Source organism: Amycolatopsis eburnea (genome assembly GCF_003937945.1).
In the GTDB taxonomy this organism is placed as follows: domain Bacteria; phylum Actinomycetota; class Actinomycetes; order Mycobacteriales; family Pseudonocardiaceae; genus Amycolatopsis; species Amycolatopsis eburnea.
This window is the reverse complement of record NZ_RSEC01000032.1, coordinates 43,206-60,993: the sequence shown is the minus strand read 5'-3', so window position 1 is coordinate 60,993 and position 17,788 is coordinate 43,206. Positions and strand designations below refer to the sequence as shown.

Here is a 17,788-nt window from a genome sequence, read left to right as displayed (position 1 = left end):
ACGCCAGGCAGCCCGGTGACCACGGCCGCGGCGGCCGGGCCGCGGCCTCAGACTCCCAGCGGCTCCGGTGTCGCCGCACCTCGGGCCAGGTCCTGTTCCTTCGCCCGGATCACCGGCAGCACCTCCTTGCCGAAGTGCTCCACGTCCTTCAGGTAGTGCAGGAACCCGAGCAGCAGCAGGTTCGCCCCGCGCTTCTTGTACTCGATCGCGCGGTCGGCGATCTGCTCCGGGGTGCCGATCAGCTTCGTCCGGAAGCCGTCGTTGTACTGCACCAGGTCCTCGAACTCCGAGTCCGCCCACATCCCCTTCGCGTCCGAAGTGGACTTGCCAGCCTGTGCCACCGCCGACCGGAAACCCTCGACCGCCTCGACGTTGGCCTTCTCGACGATCTCCTTCAGCACCGCGCGAGCCTCGCTCTCGGACGAACGCGCGATCACGAACCCGTTCAGTCCGAATCGGACGGTCCGCGAATTCTCCGACGCGTAGCCGCGAACTTCCGAAACCTGCTCGCTGAACCCGTCGAAGTCCTTGCCGTTGCTGAAGTACCAGTCCGAGACGCTCCCGGCCAGCTTCCGCGCCGCCGTCGAATTGCCGCCCTGGAAGATCTCCGGGTGCGGGGCCGCGACCGGTTTCGGCTTGATGTCGAAGTCGTGGATGCGGTAGAAGTCGCCGCGGAACTCCGCGTGGTCACTGGTCCAGAGTTCGCGCAGGACGCGGATGAACTCCTCCGACCGGCGGTAGCGCTCGTCGTGCTCCAGCCACGGTTCGCCGAGGCCGGTGAATTCGCCCTTGAACCAGCCGCTGACCACGTTCACCGCCGCGCGGCCGCCGGAAATGACGTCGGCGCTCGCGATGAACTTCGCCAGCACGCCGGGGTGCCACAGTCCGGGGTGGACGGCCGCGATCACCTTCAAGCGTTGCGTGGCAAGCAAGAGCGCCAGGCTGAACCCGGTCGACTCGTGCTGGTAGGCCGCGCCGTAGCTCGCGGTGTAGCGGACCTGGGAAAGCGCGTACTCGAACCCGCTGTTCTCGGCCAGCACGGCCAGCTGCCGGTTGTACTCGTAGCCCCAGTCCGTCCGCTGCTCGATGTCGGACGTGACGAGGCCACCACTCACGTTCGGGACCCAGTAGGCGAATTTCAACGGTTCTTCGAACGACATGGCCCGAGTAGAGCAACGACCCGGAATCGGGTCAACGCGCGTCCGCACGGTGGGACTTGGCCAGCGCGCCACCGAGTTCCGCGCGGCCGGGAATGCCGAGCTTCCGGTACGCGCCCGACAGGTGCAGCTCCACCGTGCGCCGGGTCAGGTGCAGCGCCGTCGCGATTTCGCGGTTGGTCAGGCCCTGCGCGGCCATCACCGCGATGCGGTTTTCCTGCCGCGTCAAGCCGTGTTCGTTGTCCTTGGCCGGGGTCAGCGCGCGCCGGGCCGAGCGCAGCTCCTCCGCCGCGCGGCGGGCGAGCGGCCGGGCGCCGCAGTGCTCGCTCAGCTCCACCGCCTGCCGCAGCGTTTCGATGGCCTTTTCGGACTGGCCGTGCCGCGCCTGCAGGCTGCCCAGCTCGGTCAGCGCCGTCGCCAGCTGCAGCCGCGCCGGGGACGTCCGCAGCGTCGTGATCGCCTTGGTCAGCGCGCGCTCGGCTTCGTCGTCCTCGCGCACGAGACCCAGCGTCGTCAACGCCGTGCCCAGCGGCCGCGCCGCGCCCCAGCGAGCCGCCGCGGTGCTGTCCTCCTCCGCCAGCCGCGCCGCGTCGTCGGCCTGGCCGAGTGCGAGCGCGGCCCGCGCGGCGTGCGCGCGCCACGGCACGAACCCCGGGAACCGCATGCCGTGGTGGGCCAGCCGCCGCCCGCAGCTGAGCAGGTCCTCGAACCCGAAGCGGGTGTACCCGGTGGCGACGCGCAGGCGGCCCCGCGCGTACAGCAGGTACGTGTGCGTGAACAGGCCCTGGCTGGCCACGAAGTCCATCCGGTCCAGCAGCGACGTCGCCGCCTCGAACCGGCCCAGGTCCACCCAGCACTCGACGAGCCTCGCCGCGCACAGCACCCCGACCGGGCACGTCGTCGTGCCGCCGCGCTCGTCGAAGCGGCGCAGCAGCGATTCGAAGTGGACGCTCGCGCGCTGCAGGTCGCCGCTGGCCTGCAGCGCGATCCCGCGGGCCAGGGTGGGCAGCGCGCCGTGCGGCACGTGCACGTCCCACGGCTCGCGCTCGACGTCGAGGACGCGGCACAGCCGGTCGACGTGGGCGGGTTCGTCCGCGAGCACCGCGGTGGCGAGGGTGAAGAAGTAGTGCTGCTCGAACAGCTCGCCGTCGTCGCCCGCCATCACGTCCGCGAAGTGCCCGAGTGCGTCCTGCGCCGACTCGCCGCTGCGGACGGCGTCGAGCGCCAGCAGCGCCGAACGGCTGCGCTGCGCCGCCGGGTCGGTCAGCGGCGCCCACTGCTCCTCGAAGTCGCGGAACTCCGGGGGCGGGCCGAGCCTGCTGCCCGCCTCGGCGAGGTAGGTCATGCACAGCAGCGGCCAGACGGCGTCCGGCCCGCCGGCGTCGAGCCGCGCCGCGATCTGGCCCGCCGCGCTGATCCCCAGCCGGGCGTCCTGCCCGCCGCAGAGGGACAGCAGCATCGCGCTGGCGATGAACGCGGCCGTCTCGCGGTTGCTGATCGTGTCGACCGCTTCCCGCACGCGCTTGGCCGCGGCCGGTGGGTCGGTCTGGAACTCCGCGTGCGCCAGCTGCAGCAGCACCGCGACCCGGCGCCCGGACGACAGCCGTTCCGCCAGCGCCCGCCGCAGGTGCCGGGCGGCCAGCTCGGGCCGTCCGGAGAACACGGCGTCGCGCGCGCTCAGCCGCAGCACGTCCACGCCCCACGGGATCCGGATCGACGTCGCCTCCAGCAGGTGCGCGGCGACGCGCTCGACCGGCGCGCCGGTCTCCGACAGCAGCTTCGCCGCGCGCCCGTGGTTGACCGCGCGGGTGGTCTGCGGCATGTCCTTGAGCAGGGAGTTGCGCACGAACGAGTAGGTCAGCGCCGGCCGGTTGCTGTTGGTGAGCACGTGCAGCCGGACCATCGTGTCGATCGCCTGCAACGCGTCGAGCTCGTCGACGCCGGCGAGCTGGGCCAGCAGGTCGAACGCGGCGTCCTCGCCGAGGATCGCGGCCGCGTGCAGGATTTCCGGTGCGTGCGGGAACTCCTGCATCCGCGTGTGGAGCACCTGGCCGATCAGCGACGAGCCGAGCTCGTGCGGGTCCGCGCCGGGCAGCAGCCGCGGCCGCAGGGCCTGCAGCAGGTACGGGTTGCCGCCGGTCGCTTCCCGGCACGCGGTGGCGAGCTCGCCGGGCGCGAGGCCGAGGATCTCGGCGGCGGCCGCGTCGCCGAGGCCGTTCAGGGTGATCGACGCCGGCGTGCAGCCCGCCATCTCCAGCAGCGCGACCTCGTGGTGTGGCGGGTGCCCGGTCAGCGTGGTCAGGATGATCAGCACCGGCAGGCCGGCCACGCGGTTGCGGATGTAGGCGAGGCACCGCATGGACCAGGCGTCGGCGAGGTGCACGTTGTCGATGCCGAGGAACAGCGGCCCCCGGCCGGCCGCCTCGCGGACGATCCCGAAGAAGAGCTCGAGCGCTTCGCTCTCCCCGGCGGGCCCGCACAGGTCCGCCGCGCGCGGGCGGGGCGTGGCGGGGTCGCTCAGCGCGTCCGCGAGCTGGCGCGCGAGCCCGCCCGCCAGGTGGCTCTCCAGCCGCGACCCGGTGGCGATCGCGACGGTGAAGCCCGCGTCCGCGGCCAGGGCCGCGGCGGTGTGCAGGGTGGCGCTCTTGCCCATGCCGAACTCGCCGACCAGCACCGCGCTGGCCGCCCGGCCGCCGAGCGCGGCCGGGAAGAGGCTGGTCAGACGGCTGAGCTCGGGCTCGCGGCCGGGGAGCCGCGGGGCGGGGCGCTTCGGTACCGAAGCCCCGCTGACGGGGTGCTCGGGATTTACTTCGGTATCCACCGTAAGGACTTTCATGTTGGGTTGGGGCAGACTACTGGAATCCGGCCGACCAGGGGAGATCCCGCGGAGCGCGGCCGGAACCGGCCACGACACGAGCGGGGGAGACGATGGACGCAGCCGATGCGAACCGGTCCGCCCCGCCCGCCGGCCCCCCGACGGGCAGCGGGTAGCCGGGACCGGCCGAGCCGCCGCGAGGCAGGTACCCGAGCCGGTCCGCCTCCGCCAGCGCGTCGCCCACCGAGCGGAACCCGGCGACCGCGACCCGGCAGCGGGCGCAGTCCCGCAAATGCGCTGCGAACTCCGCCGGGTCGTCCAGGACGCCGAGCGCGTGCGCCGCGGCGTCCCGGTGCTTCCCCCTCATCGCGCCGCCACTTCCCCGAGCGCCTTCCGCAATTGCCGCATCGCCGTGTACAACCGCGATTTCACGGTTCCCTCCGGAATTCCCAGAATTTCCGCCGCGCGCCGGACGGTGTTTCCGGCGAGGTACGTCTCGTGGATGACCGACTGGTATTTCGCGTCCAGTTCTCCCAATGCCCGAGTAATCGTTAGTGCGGCTAACGAACTGTCCGCGCGATCGGCGGACTCGGCGTTTTCCGGGATCTCCAGAGCGACCTCCTGCGGGCGGACGCGGCGATTTCTCCAGCCGTCGATGACGATCCGGCGGGCCACCGTGAGCAGCCAGCCGCGCAGCATTCCGGGCTCGCGTTCGAGGGTGTCCGAGTGCTGCCACGCGCGGATCATGGTCTCCTGCACCACGTCTTCGGTCCACTGCCGGTCGTGGTTGGTCAGGGCCAGTACCTGCGAAAACAGCGTGGCGCGGAAGTCCTTGTAGAGCAACGGGACGAGATCGTCCGCCGGGCTGGGCGCGACGGCGGACGAGGCGTAGCGGACGGGGCCGCGACTTTCTCTGCCCAGTGCTTCCATAAAGCTCGCAACCTCACCTGACTGGCGGACCGTGGGGCCATCGGAGCGTAGCGCAAAAGCACTTAATGGGCCATATGCATTAGTTTGCGTGCCCTATTGGTTCAGAATGTGTCTTGTGATGCACGTCACAGGTCACTAAAAGGTGACGGCGAGAACCGGAAGGCACCTTTCTCCCGTAGCTCCCGGTGAGGACTCCATCGCGAAGGGACAACGGGGATGCCGCTCCGATTCGTGGCGCTGCTGGCCGCCGCGGCCGCATTCGCGCTCGGCTGCGCGCTCCCGGCGTCCGCCGGCGAACTGCAGCAGACCGACCGCGCGCTGCTGACCCGGCTGAAGCAGCACACGCTGTGGGCCGGGCCGTCGAGCAGGCTCGCCGCCGAGCGGGCCACCAACCGCCGGGTCCGCGCCGTCGCCGTCCGCATCGCCGACGACCAGGCTCGCCTCGACGTCGCCCTGCGCGCGGTCGCCGACCGGCTCGCGATCACCCTGCCGGGGGAGCCGACCGGCCAGGAACGCGCCTGGGCCGACGAAATCGGCGCGGACTCCGGCGACGCGTTCGACCGCGCCTACGTCAACCGGCTGCGCGCCGAGTACGGCAGCCTCTTCGCGCTCGCCTCCGACGTCCGCGCCGGCACCCGCGACGACGACGTCCGCGCGTTCGCCCAGACCGCCGTGGACACCGCGCTCGGGCACCTGACGCTCCTGGAGAGCACCGGGCTCGCCGAGACCACGTCCCTGCTCGTTTCCGCCACCGAAGCCGACACCCTCGGCGCCGGCGACTTCACCGCCGGCGCCGTTCTCGTGGCCCTCGCCGCCGCGGCCACGTTCGGCCTGCTCCGCCTGCTCGGAACTCCCGGCAGGACCCCGCCGCGCCCCCGGAGGTAAGCCGCCCATGTCCCCCTCAGCCGCGCTGGTCCCGGTGTCGCCGCACGACACCGGGATCGCCGAGGCGGCCGCGCTGTCCGGCCGGCTCACCTACCTCTGCATGTGCCTCACCCTGTGCTGGGGCGTGCTCGCCGCCACCGGGTGGGTCCGCCGCTTCAGCGGCCAGGACGCGCTGCGCACCGGGCACGTGCTGCTCGCCGCGTTCACCCTCGCCACCGGCACCGTGCACGGGCTGACGTTCCTCTTCCTCGAGGACGACCCGTTCGGCGTCGCGGACCTGCTGCTCCCGTTCTACGACGGCGTCCCGCGGCACGCCATCGGCATCGCCGGCCTCGAGCTGGTGCTCGCCGTGTCCGTGACGGCGGGGCTGCGCCGCGGCGCGCGCGAAGCCCGCTGGCTGCGCTTCCACCAGGCCGGCTACCTCGCCGTCGGCCTGCTCGCCGTGCACGCCTGGCTCGGCGCCGTCTCGAGCGGGCACCTCGCCGTCGTCTGGCTCGCCGGGATCACCCTGCTCGTCCCGCCGGTGCTGCTGTCGGTGCTGCGGGTGCTGCCCGCCGCGGTGCTCGCCCGCGCCGGGCTGGTCACCCCGCCCGAGGCGGAGCCGTCGGCCCTGCGCGTGGACGTCGACAGCCACCGCTGCCACGCCTACGGCGTCTGCCAAAGCGAGGCCCCGCAGGTGTTCCAGCTCGGTCAGGACGGCCGGCTCGAGTACGAGGAACGCCCGGAGGCGGGGGAGGTCCCGAACGTCCGCGCCGCCGCGCGCGCCTGTCCCATGCGCGCCATCCACCTGCTGGGAGCGACCAGATGACCGAACGCATCGTCATCGCCGGAGCCGGGCTGGCCGGCCTGCGCGCCGCCGAACGGCTGCGCGAACTCGGGTTCGACGGCGAAGTCGTCGTGCTCGGCGCCGAACCCGGCATCGCCTACCACCGCCCGGCGCTGTCCAAGCAGCTGCTCACCGGCGCGGTCAGCCGCGCCGACACCCTCCTCGCCGACCCCCTCGAAGTCGACGCCGAATGGCGGTTCGACACCCCGGTCACGGCGCTGTCCCCGCACCGGCAGGTCGTCCACCTCCGCGACGAGGAACTCCGCTACGACGGCTTGATCATCGCCACCGGCGTCGAACCCCGCCGCATGCCGGGCGCGCCGCACGGCCACCCGCGCGTGGTCGTCGTCCGCACCCTCGCCGACACCGTCGCCCTCCAGCGCGCCCTGGCGGGCAACCCCGGCCCGGTCGCGGTGATCGGCGACGGCTTCATCGGCTGCGAAGTCGCTTCGAGCCTCCGCGAGACCGGCCGCGGGGTCGTCCTCTTCGGACGGTCGCGCCCACTGCTGGCCGACGTCCTCGGCCCGGACATCGGCGACTGGCTCACCGCGCTGCACACCGCCCGCGGCGTCCAGTTCGAACCCGGCACGACGATCCGCCGCTGGCGGCCGGGCCCGCGGTCGGTCGGGCTCGAGTTCGCCGACGGCCGCGCGCTCGACGTCGCGTGCGTCGTCGTCGCGGTCGGCAGCGTGCCGGCGGTGTCGTGGCTGCGCGGCGCCAAGCTGCCCCTCGACGACGGCGTCGTCTGCGAACCCACCTGCCACGTCGTCGGCTCGTCCACGATCGTCGCGGCCGGCGACGTCGCCCGCTGGCCCAACCTCCGCTACGACCCGGCGCCGCGGCGCGACGAACACTGGCTCAACGCCGTGGAGATGAGCCGCGCGGCCGCGGAGAACCTCCTCACCGGCCCGCGGGACGCCCGGCCGTACACGCCGGTGCCGCGCTACTGGTCCGAGCAGCACGGCGTCCGCATCCAGGTCGCCGGCCGCCCCGCGCTCGGCACCGACACGGTCCTGCTGGAGAGCCCGGTCCCCGGCACCCGCCCGATCACCGGCTTCGTCCGCCACGGCAAGCTGATCGGGCTCATCGGCCTCGACAGCCCCGCCGCCGTCCTGCACTGGACGGCCGAACTGGCCCGCCAGCACCCGGCACCGGCCCGCCACCACACCGAGGCGGCGGCCGGCTACTGAGCTACCATCCAGCCTGCGGACGAGCTGGCAGGGCGGTCGCGGGCCGGGGCGACCCGGCCCGAGGAAAGTCCGGACTCCACAGGGCAGGGTGGTTGCTAACGGCAACCCGGGGCGACCCGCGGGAAAGTGCCACAGAAAACAGACCGCCCCCGCTTCCGGGCGGGGGTAAGGGTGAAACGGTGGTGTAAGAGACCACCAGCGTCCCGGGTGACCGGGACGGCTAGGTAAACCCCACCCGGAGCAAGGCCAAGAGGGAGCTCACGAGCTCCTGCGCAGGCGTTCGAGGACGGCCCGTCCGAGCCTGCGGGTAGGCCGCTGGAGCCTGCCGGCGACGGCAGGCCGAGATGGATGACCGCCGCCCCGGCAGCCGCGAGGCGACCGGGGAACAGGATCCGGCTTACATGCCAGCTCGTCCGCCTCTTGGTCCCGCTGCGCGCGCAGAGCGGTACCGCGCCTGGGTTACCCGGTAGTAGGGTGCCGCTATGGCGGGTGACGAGAAGCGGTTCAAGTCGGCGTTCGATTCCTTGCACGCCCTGGCGTACTTCGCTCCCGAGGTGGACGAAGCGCTCACCGGGATCGGCCTCCGGCCCGGGCGGATGCCGTACTTCGCCGGGCGGTCCGCGGCCATGGGTGTCGTCGGGCCCGAGGTCGTCGCGGCCACCTTCTACAACTTCAACCCCGACGTCGTCGCCCGCGTGATCCCGCGCGCCTGGACCCTGGCGTCACCCGAACAGGTCCTCGAAGCCCGCGTCGACGGCGTCGACAAGGCGCTGACCCGGCTGCTCGGCGACCACGTGAAGAGCGACGAGGTCGCCGAAGCCGCGGAGCTCGCGCGCGAAGCCGCCGCCGGGTGCACCGCCGAAGGCCGGCCGCTCTACGCCGCGCACGCCGGGCTCGGCTGGCCGGGGGAGCCGCACCTCGTGCTCTGGCACGCCGTCACCCTGATCCGCGAGTACCGCGGGGACGGCCACATCGCCGCGCTGGTCCTCAACGGGCTGAGCGGCCTCGAAGCCCTCGTCACCCACGTGGCCACCGGCCGCGGGTTCCTCACCGCCACCGCCAAGCTGACCCGCGGCTGGAGCGACGAGCAGTGGGCCGCCGCCGAGGCGCGGCTGCGCGAACGCGGGCTGCTCGACGCCGAGAGCCTGCTGACCGAAGCGGGCAACGCCCTCCGCGACCGCGTCGAGGTAGCCACCGAGGCCGCCGCGCGGGGGCCGTGGGAGCGCCTCGGGCCCGAGCGGACCGCCCGGCTCGAAGAACTGGGCCGCGGGCTCAGCCGCCGCGTCGTCGAGGCCGGCGCCTTCCCGGAGGGCGTTTTCGCCCAGCGTCGCCCCTAGCGCTCAAGATCACGCTATGTAGTGAAAAACCTGTTAAGTCCGGAGCGCCCTGTGACGGACGGCGGGCGGGTTCAAGATCGACATGGCCGCCGACCGGCGGAGCGCTCGTCACAGAACGGACTCGCGCGACACGGCCGTTCGGGTCATGTCACACTGTTCCAGGCCGCACAACGGCCACGGTGCCAGTACCCACAGTGAGCAAATCCCGGGCATTGGGGTGAGTTCGTCAGCACACTGAGAAGTATGGGTGGCCGGGGTTCAACCCGAGGGCCCTTGCCGCGATGATGGTGGGCGTGGAGTTTTCGTGTGCCACGCGCACCACACCGGTTGAAGAGGCAGCCGGCATTCACGCAGCGCGCTTTGACCACTACCCCTCGTAGCCCCCATGATGTTGTTCGAAGCACCGCCTGAGCCAGAACCGCGCGGCCCCCACCGCGCACCGGGAGTATCGCGATGACGACCTTGACCACCCTCGACACGCTGGCCGCCGGCGAGCTGGGCACGGGAAACGTGCGCACCTGGCTGATCGACAACATCATTCCGCTGGTGCTGCTGGCCGTAGCGCTCCTCCTGCTCTGGCTCGGCGGCGGCAAGGGCGACAACGCCGGTGTCATGCGGCGGCTCGCCGGCGTGGTCATCGCGCTCGCCATCATCGGACTCGCGGTCAGTGGCGCCGGCGTCAACGTGGGCCAGTGGATCGCCGGCCTGTTCACCGGCTGAGGCGGGGCCCGCGTGCGCATCAGGACGGATGACGAGGTCTACCGGGTCGACGCCGTGTGGCTCGGCCCGCCGAAAGCGACTTTTCCCTGGAGAGCCCGGTACGTCGCCTGGCTCATCGGCATCCCGACGTTCTTCGTCGTGCTCGGCGTCGAGCGCTGGGCGGGGTGGAGCTTCGGGTTCTTTTCGACGGCGTGGGCGTTCGTCGCCACCATCGTCATCACCCGGCTGCTGACCGCCAAGATCAGCCACGAGCGCCCGCTCGGCGCCGTGGTCGCGATGGCGGGGCGCGAGCTCAACACCCCGAGAGAACGGACCACGGGCACGGGCGGCGCGGTGAGCGCCAGCCGGGTCCGGGTGCGGGCCGAGCGCCCGTTGCCGAAGCACCGCCGGAGGCGGCAGTACCAGCACCACGGCGGCCAGCCGGGTGCGGCTCCGCCGCTGCCACCCTCGTCGGGGGCGCGCCGCGCCACCGCGCCGGTTCACCAGGGAGCACCACGAGCGCGCCGGGGCCGCGGCAACGCGGCCCGGGCCGGGAGGTAGTCGTTGTTCGGTCGCGGCGATAGCCGAGGAAAACGGGGTCGGGACGCACACTCGGGCGCGTGGCAACCGCCCGAGCAGGTCCGCGCGCCGCGGAACGGTTCGGGCGGCAAGGGCCGGCGCCTGACCGGGGAGCAGGCGATTCCCGCGTATACCCCGTCGATCGCGGTGCGAAGCATCGACGGGCACCTGGTCCGCACCGGGTTCGAGGTCTACGCCTGGTACCGGCTCGCGCCGCAGCGCTGGTCGTTCCGCTCGGACTCGCAGCGGCGCGACCTGATCGCGGCCATCGCCGGCCAGTACGCCGAGCTGCAGGGCCGCTGGCTGCACCTGCGCGTGACGAACCGGCCGTACCCGATCCGGATGTGGGCCGAGGCGCACGTCTACAACGCCCACAACCGCCCCCAGGACGTGCCGGGCGCGATGTCGTTCGACGACTACCTGATCGGCGAGCAGCAGCAGCTCATGGGCCGCTCGATGGCCGAAAAAGAGGTCTACCTCGGGGTCCAGGTGCAGACCCGGCGGATGGTCGACCGCGCGGTCGAGCGCGCCGCGCCGGTGCTGCGCAAGATCCTGCCCGAGGCCGTCGACGCCGAGCTGACCGCGCTGGACTCCGAGGTCGAGCACCTCGACCAGGTCATCGGCAGCGCCGGGCTGGAAGGCCGTCCGGTGCACGCCGAGGAGATGTCCTGGCTGATGCACCGCTCGTGCTCGCTCGGCCTGCCCGCGCCGCGGAACATGCCCGCCGTGCCGGGTGCCGCCTGGGAGCCGGAGGACCTGGCCAGCTTCACCGACGCGGCCGACTTCTACGCCGAGCCGTACGCGCCGACGGTGACCGTCCGCGGCCGCACCGGCTCCAACGCCGGCGTCTCGCGGCACCTGGCGGTGCTGACCGTCGGGCAGATGCACGGCCTGCAGATCCCCGAGGTCGACGACCCGTGGATCCAGCACGCCGACCGCCTGCCGGCCGCGGTCGAAGTGTCCGCGCGCATCTACGTCCGGCGACCCGAAGAGGTCGCCGGCGAGCTGCAGCGGCAGATGAACAAGGTCCGCTCGCAGGTCAAGCACTACACCGACGAGCACGAGCTGGAGCCGCCGCAGTCGCTGTCCCGGCAGGCCGGGCGCGTGCTGGAGATCGACGACGAGATGACGTCGGGCTTCACCGCGCTCGCCACCCGCGTGCGCTCCTGGTGGCGGCTGGCGGTGTCCGGCCCGACTGAGCGCGATGCGCTGCGCCTGGCCCAGCAGCTGCTCGACCTGTACAAGCCGAAGATCGCCATCGAGCACCCCGAAGCCCAGTACGCGCTGGCCAGGGAGTTCATCCCGGGCGAGCCGCTGGCCTCGGCGGCGTACATGCGCCGCGGCTCGGTGGTCTGGAGCGCTTCGGCGGTCCCGACGGCGACCGCGGAGGTCGGCGACCGCCGCGGCATCCTGCTCGGCGAGACGTGCACGGCCACGCGCCGCCCGGTGGCCTGGGACCCGTGGATGGCCCAGGAGATCCGCGACGGCTCGGGCCTGACGGCGATGGTCGCCGGCCTGGGTGGTGGCAAGTCGTTCCTCGGCGGCGGCATCGTCTACAAGACGCTGCGCGCGGGGGCGAACTGGACGATCCTCGACCCGTCCGGCCCGCTGTCGCGGTTGTGCGACCTGCCGGAGCTGCGCCCGTACGCGCGGCCGATCAACCTGCTCAACGCCCAGCCGGGGATCCTCAACCCGTACCGGGTGGTCGCCGAGCCGCTGATCGAGCACTTCATGGACGAGGACGACCCCGAGCGTTCCTGGCGCCGCGAGAAGGCCCTCGCGGGCGCGACGCGGCGGCGTCTGGTGCTGGACGTGCTGACCGGTGTCCTGCCGTACGAGGTCTCGCGGATGGCCCAGACCCGGATCGTGCTGCTGCGCGCGGTGCGAGCCGTGGGTGGCCGCTTCGACGCGGACCCCGGGCAGGTGATCGACGCGCTGCGGCGGGATTCGTCGGAGCACCACGAGCACGCGGGCGTCGTCGCGGACTTCCTCGACGAGATGCGCGAGCGGATGGCGCTGCTGATCCCGGAGTCCGACGCGGACCCGTACTCGGAGACGCGCGACGACCGCCTGACGGTCCTGACGATGGCCGGGCTGACCCTGCCGAAGGACGGCGTCCCGCGCGAGTACTGGACGGACGCGGAGTCCCTCGGTGTCGAGATGCTGAACCTGGCGGCGTGGCTGACCCAGCGGTCGGTGTACGAGAAGCCGAAGGAGATGCGCAAGGGCGTCTGGATCGACGAGGCGTTCTTCCTCTCCGAGGTCCCGACCGGGCGCGTGCTGATGAACCGCTTCGCGCGTGACTCGCGGAAGTGGAACGTCAGGGTCCTGCTGTCCTCGCAGATCCCGGCGGACTTCCTGAAGATCCAGGGTTTCGTGGCCCTGCTGGACTCGGTGTTCGTCGGCCGTCTCGACGACGACGACGCCCAGGCCGACGCCCTGCGCCTGCTGAAGGTCCCGGTCGGCGTCGGTTACGAGCAGGTCGTCGCTGCTCTGGGCCGTCGTCCGGGCGCCCAGCGGGATCTTCAGCGGGACGTGGAGCCCCGCCAGTTCATCTTCGGCGACGGTGCCGGTGGTGTGGAGCGCATCCGCGTCGACTTCTCCGGCCCGCACCTGGACCACCTGCGCGCGGTCATGGACACGACCCCGGGTTCCAAGGACGCGGCCTCGCCGTCGCGGCGCCCGGGCAACGAGCTGGCGCTGCCCGCGGAGGAGAAGAAGCCGTACGTAGCGGTCCCGCCGGAGGACGACATCGAGCTGGAGCAGGACTTCGAGCTGGCGGCGGAACTGGAGGTCGGCCTCGCCGACGAGAGCCTCCTGGGCGCGCCGGACCCGCTGGCGTCCGAGACCGGGGAAGTGGAGGGCGGGGTGCAGCCGTCCAACGGGCAGCAGCAACACGCCCGCACGGGTGGAAAGGGCGGCACCGGCCGGGACGCCGCATGAACACCGTGCTGACGCTCGCGGTCCTGCTGACGGTGGCCGCGGGATGGCACTCGCTCAAGCGGCGCATCAAGGAAGGCCCGCGGCCGGGCCGTCGCGTGCCCGGACGCAAGGCGACGATGTTCGCCGTCATGCTCGTGCTGGGCCTCCAGGCAATCGCGACGGCACCGGCGGCAAGCGCGGCGGCCTGCGGGGAAGCCCCCAACCCGGAACGCCCGGGCGCGGGCATGGTCGGGGCGATCGACCCCGCCGAAGGCCACGGTGAGGCGGGCAGCGCGTACGTCGACTACAGCTACGCCGGCTTCGTCTGGAACACCTTCGAGACGAACTGCTCCGGGCTGAACCTGACGCCGCCGGGCTCGACGCTCGACACCTGGGGTGGCAACCAGCTGTTCAACCTGGGCAAGAACATCGTCGGCGCGACGAACTCGCTGCACTACACCGTGCTCGAGGGCGGCCTGCTCAACCCGATCTACAGCGCGGTGAAGTCGGGCGCGGAGAAGGTCTACAACAACATCTACGCCCAGCTGTTCGGGCTGGTCGCGCTGGTCATGTCGATCATGCTGTTCCGCAACATCTGGCGCGGTGACCTCGCCGCCGTCAGCAAACGGGCGCTGTACGCACTGGCGGGCGTCTGGCTCGCCGCGTCGTCGCTGGCGATGCTGCGGTACTTCGACCCGATCGACAAAGCGATCGTCCAGACCACGACGAACATCCAAGCCGGGTTCGTCGACGACTCCGACAACCGGGTCATCCGGCACGTGCTGCCGACGAACCTGCACAACGAGATCGTCTACAAGAACTGGGTGCGCGGGGAGTTCGGTTCGCCGACCGCGCCGCAGGCCGAGCAGTTCGGCCGACCGCTGCTGGACGCGCAGGCCTTCACCTGGGCGCAGCTGCGCAACGGCGACGACGGCAACCAGGCCGTCATCGACGGCAAGAAGAACGCCTACAAGGACATCTCCACCAAGCTCGGCCCCGCCACCGGATACTTCACCGGCGAGGCCGGCGGCCGCACCGGCGCGGGCTTCCTCTCCCTCGGCCAGGCCCTCGTCTACTCCCTCTTCCAGCTCCTCGCCAAGGCAAGTGTCCTCCTCGCCCAGGTCCTGATCCGCCTCTTCGCGCTCACCGCGCCGCTGATCGGGCTCATCGCCCTGCTGCACCCGGAGATCCTGCGCCGCGTGCTCAAGGTCGCCGGCGGGGTCGCGTTCAACCTGGTCGTGCTCTCCGTGCTCGCCGGTGTGCACGCCCTTCTGCTGCAAGCCATCTTCGACGCCGGCAACTCGCTCAACATGCTCACGCAGATGGTGCTCGCCGGGCTGATCACCGTGCTGCTGTTCATGGTCGGACGCCCCGTCCGCCGCCTGTGGCAGATGGTCGAGATGTCGGTCAGCATGGTCGGCGCCGCCGTGCCATCACCCGGGGGCGGGATCTTCTCCCGCTTCAAGCGCAACAAGAACGGGCCGACGCCGCAGGACGAGTTCTGGCAGAACGTGCGGGACACCGACGACGTCGTCGACGGGGAGCAGCGCGGGCCGCTCGGGGCGACTGCCGGGGGTGGGCGGTTCCGGCCGGAGGCCACGATCTTCGCCAACGCCCAGCGGCTCGACAACGCTTCGGGCGCCGCCCGCCCGGCCGCGGCCTGGTCCGGTGCTTGGCCGGGCGCCGTAGGAGGCGGTGGTGCCGCGGGCGCGCTGCCCGCGGGCGGCCGCGCCGGCTCGCCGGTGTTCGGCCAGTACAACCCCGCCAACGGCGACCCGGGCGACTACGTCGTCGTCGGGGCCAACGGGCGGCCGACCACCCGGGAAGAAAGCCGGCGCGTCGACACCTCGCCGGTGGCCGACCGGCGGTGGAACGACGAGCCCGAGCCCGTCGTCGTGCCGTCCGACCTGCGCGCGCCCGAATCCGGGTTCAGCGACTACCCGGCGCAGGACGCGCCCCGGACGCCGGGGGTGCGGGCCCAGCCGCGGCGCGTCGATCCGGAAGTCGTCGCCGGCAAGCCGGTGTTCGTGCTGTACCGGCCTTCGCGGGGCATCGAGGTTCGCGAGGAACCGCGGGACACCGACCAAGTCATGGGGCGGTGACGGATGCCGATCCGCACCAACCGCGGCCGCGCCGCGGTCTACCGGCGCCTGTGGGGCTGGCCGCTGCGCTCGCCGCGGCACCTCATCGGCGCGCTCGTGTTCCTCGCGATCCTCATCACCGCGCTCGGCATCGTGCTGCCCAAGGTCGTCGGCAAGCCGCAGGCGAAGGCGTCGCCCACCACCGGGACCACGACGTCGGTGACCACGACCCCGCCGGGCGTCGCCGCGCCGGTGCCGACGTCGAACCTGCCGACGCGGCTGTCCACGCCGCTGGCCACGCCGACCCCGGCCCCGCCGAACGCCGACGCCATCCGCGTCGCGAAGGAGTGGGCCGCGGCCTGGGTGAACCACCCGGCGGGCATCACGTCCGACCAGTGGCTCGCGCAGCTGAAGCCGTTCACCACCGAGGAGTACCTGCCGGTGATGGGCACGGTCGACCCGGCGAACATCCCGGCGACGAAGGTGACCGGTGAGCCGGTCGTCGGCACGTCCTACCCGAACTCGGTGCAGCTCACCATCCCGACCGACGGGCCCAAGCTCGCGATCACGGTCGTCAGCACCAACGCCGGCTGGCGCGTCGCCGACTACGACCAGGCGAGCTGAGCGTGCGGCGCCTGGGGTTGTGGCTGGGGCTGATCGTGTTCGTCGCGATCGGCGCCCTGGTCGTGACCGCGGTCGCCGCGAAGGTCGTCATCGACAACCAGCAGGCCCAGGCGGGGGGCATGTCGCTGATGAGCTGCGACGCCTCGGTCGGGCCGACCCAGCCCGGCCAGGGCGAGCGCGGCACGGTCGACGCGTCGAAGCTCGACGACGAGCAGCGCGGCATCGTCGCGGTGATCATCTCGGTCGGCAAGCAGCGGTCGCTGGCGCCGCGCGCGTGGCAGGTCGCGATCCAGGCCGGGATGACCGAGTCCGGGCTGCACAACCTCACCTACGGCGACCGCGACTCCCAGGGCATCTTCCAGATGCGCCCGTCGATGGGCTGGGGCTCGGTCGCGCAGATCACCGACCCGAACTACGCGGTCAACAAGTTCTACGACGTCCTGCTCGCGGTGCCGGACTGGGAAAACAAGCGCCCGGGCGACGCGGCGCAGGCGGTCGAGCGGTCGGGCTTCCCGGACCGCTACCACAAGTGGGAACCGATGGCGGCGACGCTGGTGGAGAACGTCGGCCAGGTCGTCGACGTCGTCGCCTGCGGCACCGGCCTCGGTCAGCTGCTGCCGCCGAGCCAGGCGGCGGCGAAGGCGATCAGTTTCGCGCTGGGCGAGCAGGGTAAGCCGTACGTGTGGGGCGCCACGGGCCCGAACTCGTACGACTGTTCGGGGCTGATGCTCCGCGCGTACGAGTCGGCCGGGATCATCCTGCCGCGCGTGTCCCGCGACCAGTACCACGCCGGCGCGTTGCTGCCGGTCCGCGAGGCGCAGCCCGGTGACCTGATCTTCCTGGCCACGGATCCGTCGGACCCGAACAGCATCCACCACGTGATGATGTACCTGGGCGACGGCAAGGTCGTGGAAGCCCAGCAGACCGGCGTGCCGGTGCACACGAGGCCGTTCGAGTTCGACGAGGCGGAAGTGGTTCCGCAGGCGGTCCGCCCCGGCGTTTAGCATGGGTCGCAGAGGGCCTTGACACGAATCGGCCGATTCACCCGACGTCGCGGCGCTTTCCACGAGCAGGCGGCCGCGTACTGGCAGAGGATGAGCACGTGGGACGTAAATTCGGCAAGCGAGGCAAGTCCGGCGGCGGCGAGCCCCGGGACCCGGCGTCGCTGTTCGGCGCGCCCCAGCCACCCCGGCAGTCGGCGCGTCCCGCGTCCAGCACGCCCCTCGCCGACCAGCTGAGCCAGGGCTACCCGGGCGTGGACGCGGGCTACGTCGTGCTGCCCAGGTCGCTGGCGGAGGGCATGTCCCTGCCGTGGCAGCACCAGATGGCGGCGCTGCTGGCCCAGTTCCACGCGGAGCACGCGCGGCTGACCTGGCCGATCTACCGGGTCGTGCCCTCGCGGTACGAGAAGCTGGCGGACCTCGACGAGGAGCAGCTCGCGGAGGCGGGCTACCTGGTGGAGATGGACGCCGACGGGGAGATGGTGTACCGCGAGCGGAGCGGCCGGAAGGTCGAGGACCCGCTGAACACGACGGTGCTGGTGTCTTCCCTGGACCCGATTCCCAAGCCGGCGGCGCGTCCTGCCCCGCCACCGCCGGGGGCGCGTCCGGCGCCGGGGCAGGCGCCGGCGCCGATGAACATCGGTCCGGCGCCGGTTTGGCGGACGGTGCCCCATCCGCCTCCGGCGCCTTCGGTGCCGGGGACGCCGGAGCAGCAGGTGCCTTGGGGACGGCCGGAGGAGGG

The 17,788-nt window shown here is 72.2% G+C and carries 14 protein-coding genes and 1 other RNA gene; 11 read left to right on the top strand and 4 right to left on the bottom strand.

Going from position 1 to position 17,788, the window contains the following annotated elements; genetic code table 11:
- Nucleotides 1-47: 47 nt before the first annotated feature.
- Genes sfnG through EIY87_RS07905 form a run of 4 tightly spaced genes read right to left on the bottom strand, consistent with a single transcriptional unit; the run spans nucleotide 48 to nucleotide 4,902 of the window.
- Nucleotides 48-1,160, bottom strand: coding sequence for a dimethylsulfone monooxygenase SfnG (sfnG, locus tag EIY87_RS07920; RefSeq protein ID WP_125307011.1), 1,113 nt, complete (start codon nucleotides 1,158-1,160; stop codon nucleotides 48-50).
- A 31-nt stretch (nucleotides 1,161-1,191) separates the two neighbouring features.
- On the bottom strand, nucleotides 1,192-3,978 hold the full coding sequence (locus tag EIY87_RS07915) for an AAA family ATPase (RefSeq protein ID WP_125307010.1): 2,787 nt from the start codon (nucleotides 3,976-3,978) through the stop codon (nucleotides 1,192-1,194).
- A 31-nt stretch (nucleotides 3,979-4,009) separates the two neighbouring features.
- Nucleotides 4,010-4,339: a hypothetical protein gene (locus tag EIY87_RS07910; RefSeq protein WP_125307009.1), complete on the bottom strand. Its 330-nt coding sequence runs from the start codon at nucleotides 4,337-4,339 to the stop codon at nucleotides 4,010-4,012.
- The gene (locus tag EIY87_RS07905; protein WP_125307008.1) at nucleotides 4,336-4,902 is read right to left on the bottom strand and encodes a sigma-70 family RNA polymerase sigma factor; all 567 of its coding nucleotides are present in this window, start codon (nucleotides 4,900-4,902) and stop codon (nucleotides 4,336-4,338) included. Before EIY87_RS07905 ends, EIY87_RS07910 begins: the two co-directional genes overlap by 4 nt.
- Before the next feature lie 216 nt (nucleotides 4,903-5,118).
- Between EIY87_RS07905 and EIY87_RS07900 the strand changes: the two genes are divergently transcribed.
- The 11 genes from EIY87_RS07900 (at nucleotide 5,119) to EIY87_RS07850 (ending at nucleotide 17,049) form a co-directional block, all read left to right on the top strand.
- A complete protein-coding gene (locus EIY87_RS07900; protein WP_125307007.1) occupies nucleotides 5,119-5,787 on the top strand; it encodes a DUF4142 domain-containing protein in 669 nt (222 codons plus the stop codon).
- Between the two features lie 7 nt (nucleotides 5,788-5,794).
- Nucleotides 5,795-6,595 (top strand): ferredoxin, encoded by an 801-nt coding sequence (locus tag EIY87_RS07895; RefSeq protein ID WP_125307006.1) that lies wholly within the window; start codon nucleotides 5,795-5,797, stop codon nucleotides 6,593-6,595.
- On the top strand, nucleotides 6,592-7,803 hold the full coding sequence (locus EIY87_RS07890; RefSeq protein ID WP_125307005.1) for an NAD(P)/FAD-dependent oxidoreductase: 1,212 nt from the start codon (nucleotides 6,592-6,594) through the stop codon (nucleotides 7,801-7,803). Before EIY87_RS07895 ends, EIY87_RS07890 begins: the two co-directional genes overlap by 4 nt.
- 20 nt (nucleotides 7,804-7,823) lie before the next feature.
- An RNA gene (gene rnpB, locus EIY87_RS07885) (RNase P RNA component class A) lies at nucleotides 7,824-8,219 on the top strand.
- Between the two features lie 66 nt (nucleotides 8,220-8,285).
- The gene (locus tag EIY87_RS07880; protein WP_125307004.1) at nucleotides 8,286-9,140 is read left to right on the top strand and encodes an SCO6745 family protein; all 855 of its coding nucleotides are present in this window, start codon (nucleotides 8,286-8,288) and stop codon (nucleotides 9,138-9,140) included.
- 453 nt (nucleotides 9,141-9,593) lie between these two features.
- The gene (locus EIY87_RS07875; RefSeq protein ID WP_125307003.1) at nucleotides 9,594-9,860 is read left to right on the top strand and encodes a hypothetical protein; all 267 of its coding nucleotides are present in this window, start codon (nucleotides 9,594-9,596) and stop codon (nucleotides 9,858-9,860) included.
- A gap of 12 nt (nucleotides 9,861-9,872) precedes the next feature.
- Complete coding sequence (locus EIY87_RS07870) at nucleotides 9,873-10,400, top strand: hypothetical protein (RefSeq protein ID WP_125307002.1); 528 nt, start codon at nucleotides 9,873-9,875, stop codon at nucleotides 10,398-10,400.
- Nucleotides 10,401-10,403: 3 nt separating this feature from the next.
- On the top strand, nucleotides 10,404-13,361 hold the full coding sequence (locus EIY87_RS07865) for an ATP-binding protein (protein ID WP_125307001.1): 2,958 nt from the start codon (nucleotides 10,404-10,406) through the stop codon (nucleotides 13,359-13,361).
- The gene (locus EIY87_RS07860; RefSeq protein ID WP_125307000.1) at nucleotides 13,358-15,442 is read left to right on the top strand and encodes a magnesium transporter; all 2,085 of its coding nucleotides are present in this window, start codon (nucleotides 13,358-13,360) and stop codon (nucleotides 15,440-15,442) included. Before EIY87_RS07865 ends, EIY87_RS07860 begins: the two co-directional genes overlap by 4 nt.
- A 3-nt stretch (nucleotides 15,443-15,445) precedes the next feature.
- Nucleotides 15,446-16,045 (top strand): hypothetical protein, encoded by a 600-nt coding sequence (locus EIY87_RS07855; RefSeq protein ID WP_125306999.1) that lies wholly within the window; start codon nucleotides 15,446-15,448, stop codon nucleotides 16,043-16,045.
- 2 nt (nucleotides 16,046-16,047) lie between these two features.
- On the top strand, nucleotides 16,048-17,049 hold the full coding sequence (locus EIY87_RS07850; protein ID WP_125306998.1) for a C40 family peptidase: 1,002 nt from the start codon (nucleotides 16,048-16,050) through the stop codon (nucleotides 17,047-17,049).
- Nucleotides 17,050-17,788: the final 739 nt, after the last annotated feature.

Bases quoted from the DNA above. Each gene is read 5' to 3' on its own strand.
- sfnG (WP_125307011.1), bottom strand. From the start codon at position 1,160: ATGTCGTTCGAAGAACCGTTGAAATTCGCCTACTGGGTCCCGAACGTG.
- EIY87_RS07910 (WP_125307009.1), bottom strand. From the start codon at position 4,339: ATGAGGGGGAAGCACCGGGACGCCGCGGCGCACGCGCTCGGCGTCCTG.
- EIY87_RS07905 (WP_125307008.1), bottom strand. From the start codon at position 4,902: ATGGAAGCACTGGGCAGAGAAAGTCGCGGCCCCGTCCGCTACGCCTCG.
- EIY87_RS07900 (WP_125307007.1), top strand. From the start codon at position 5,119: ATGCCGCTCCGATTCGTGGCGCTGCTGGCCGCCGCGGCCGCATTCGCG.
- EIY87_RS07895 (WP_125307006.1), top strand. From the start codon at position 5,795: ATGTCCCCCTCAGCCGCGCTGGTCCCGGTGTCGCCGCACGACACCGGG.
- EIY87_RS07890 (WP_125307005.1), top strand. From the start codon at position 6,592: ATGACCGAACGCATCGTCATCGCCGGAGCCGGGCTGGCCGGCCTGCGC.
- EIY87_RS07880 (WP_125307004.1), top strand. From the start codon at position 8,286: ATGGCGGGTGACGAGAAGCGGTTCAAGTCGGCGTTCGATTCCTTGCAC.
- EIY87_RS07875 (WP_125307003.1), top strand. From the start codon at position 9,594: ATGACGACCTTGACCACCCTCGACACGCTGGCCGCCGGCGAGCTGGGC.
- EIY87_RS07860 (WP_125307000.1), top strand. From the start codon at position 13,358: ATGAACACCGTGCTGACGCTCGCGGTCCTGCTGACGGTGGCCGCGGGA.
- EIY87_RS07855 (WP_125306999.1), top strand. From the start codon at position 15,446: ATGCCGATCCGCACCAACCGCGGCCGCGCCGCGGTCTACCGGCGCCTG.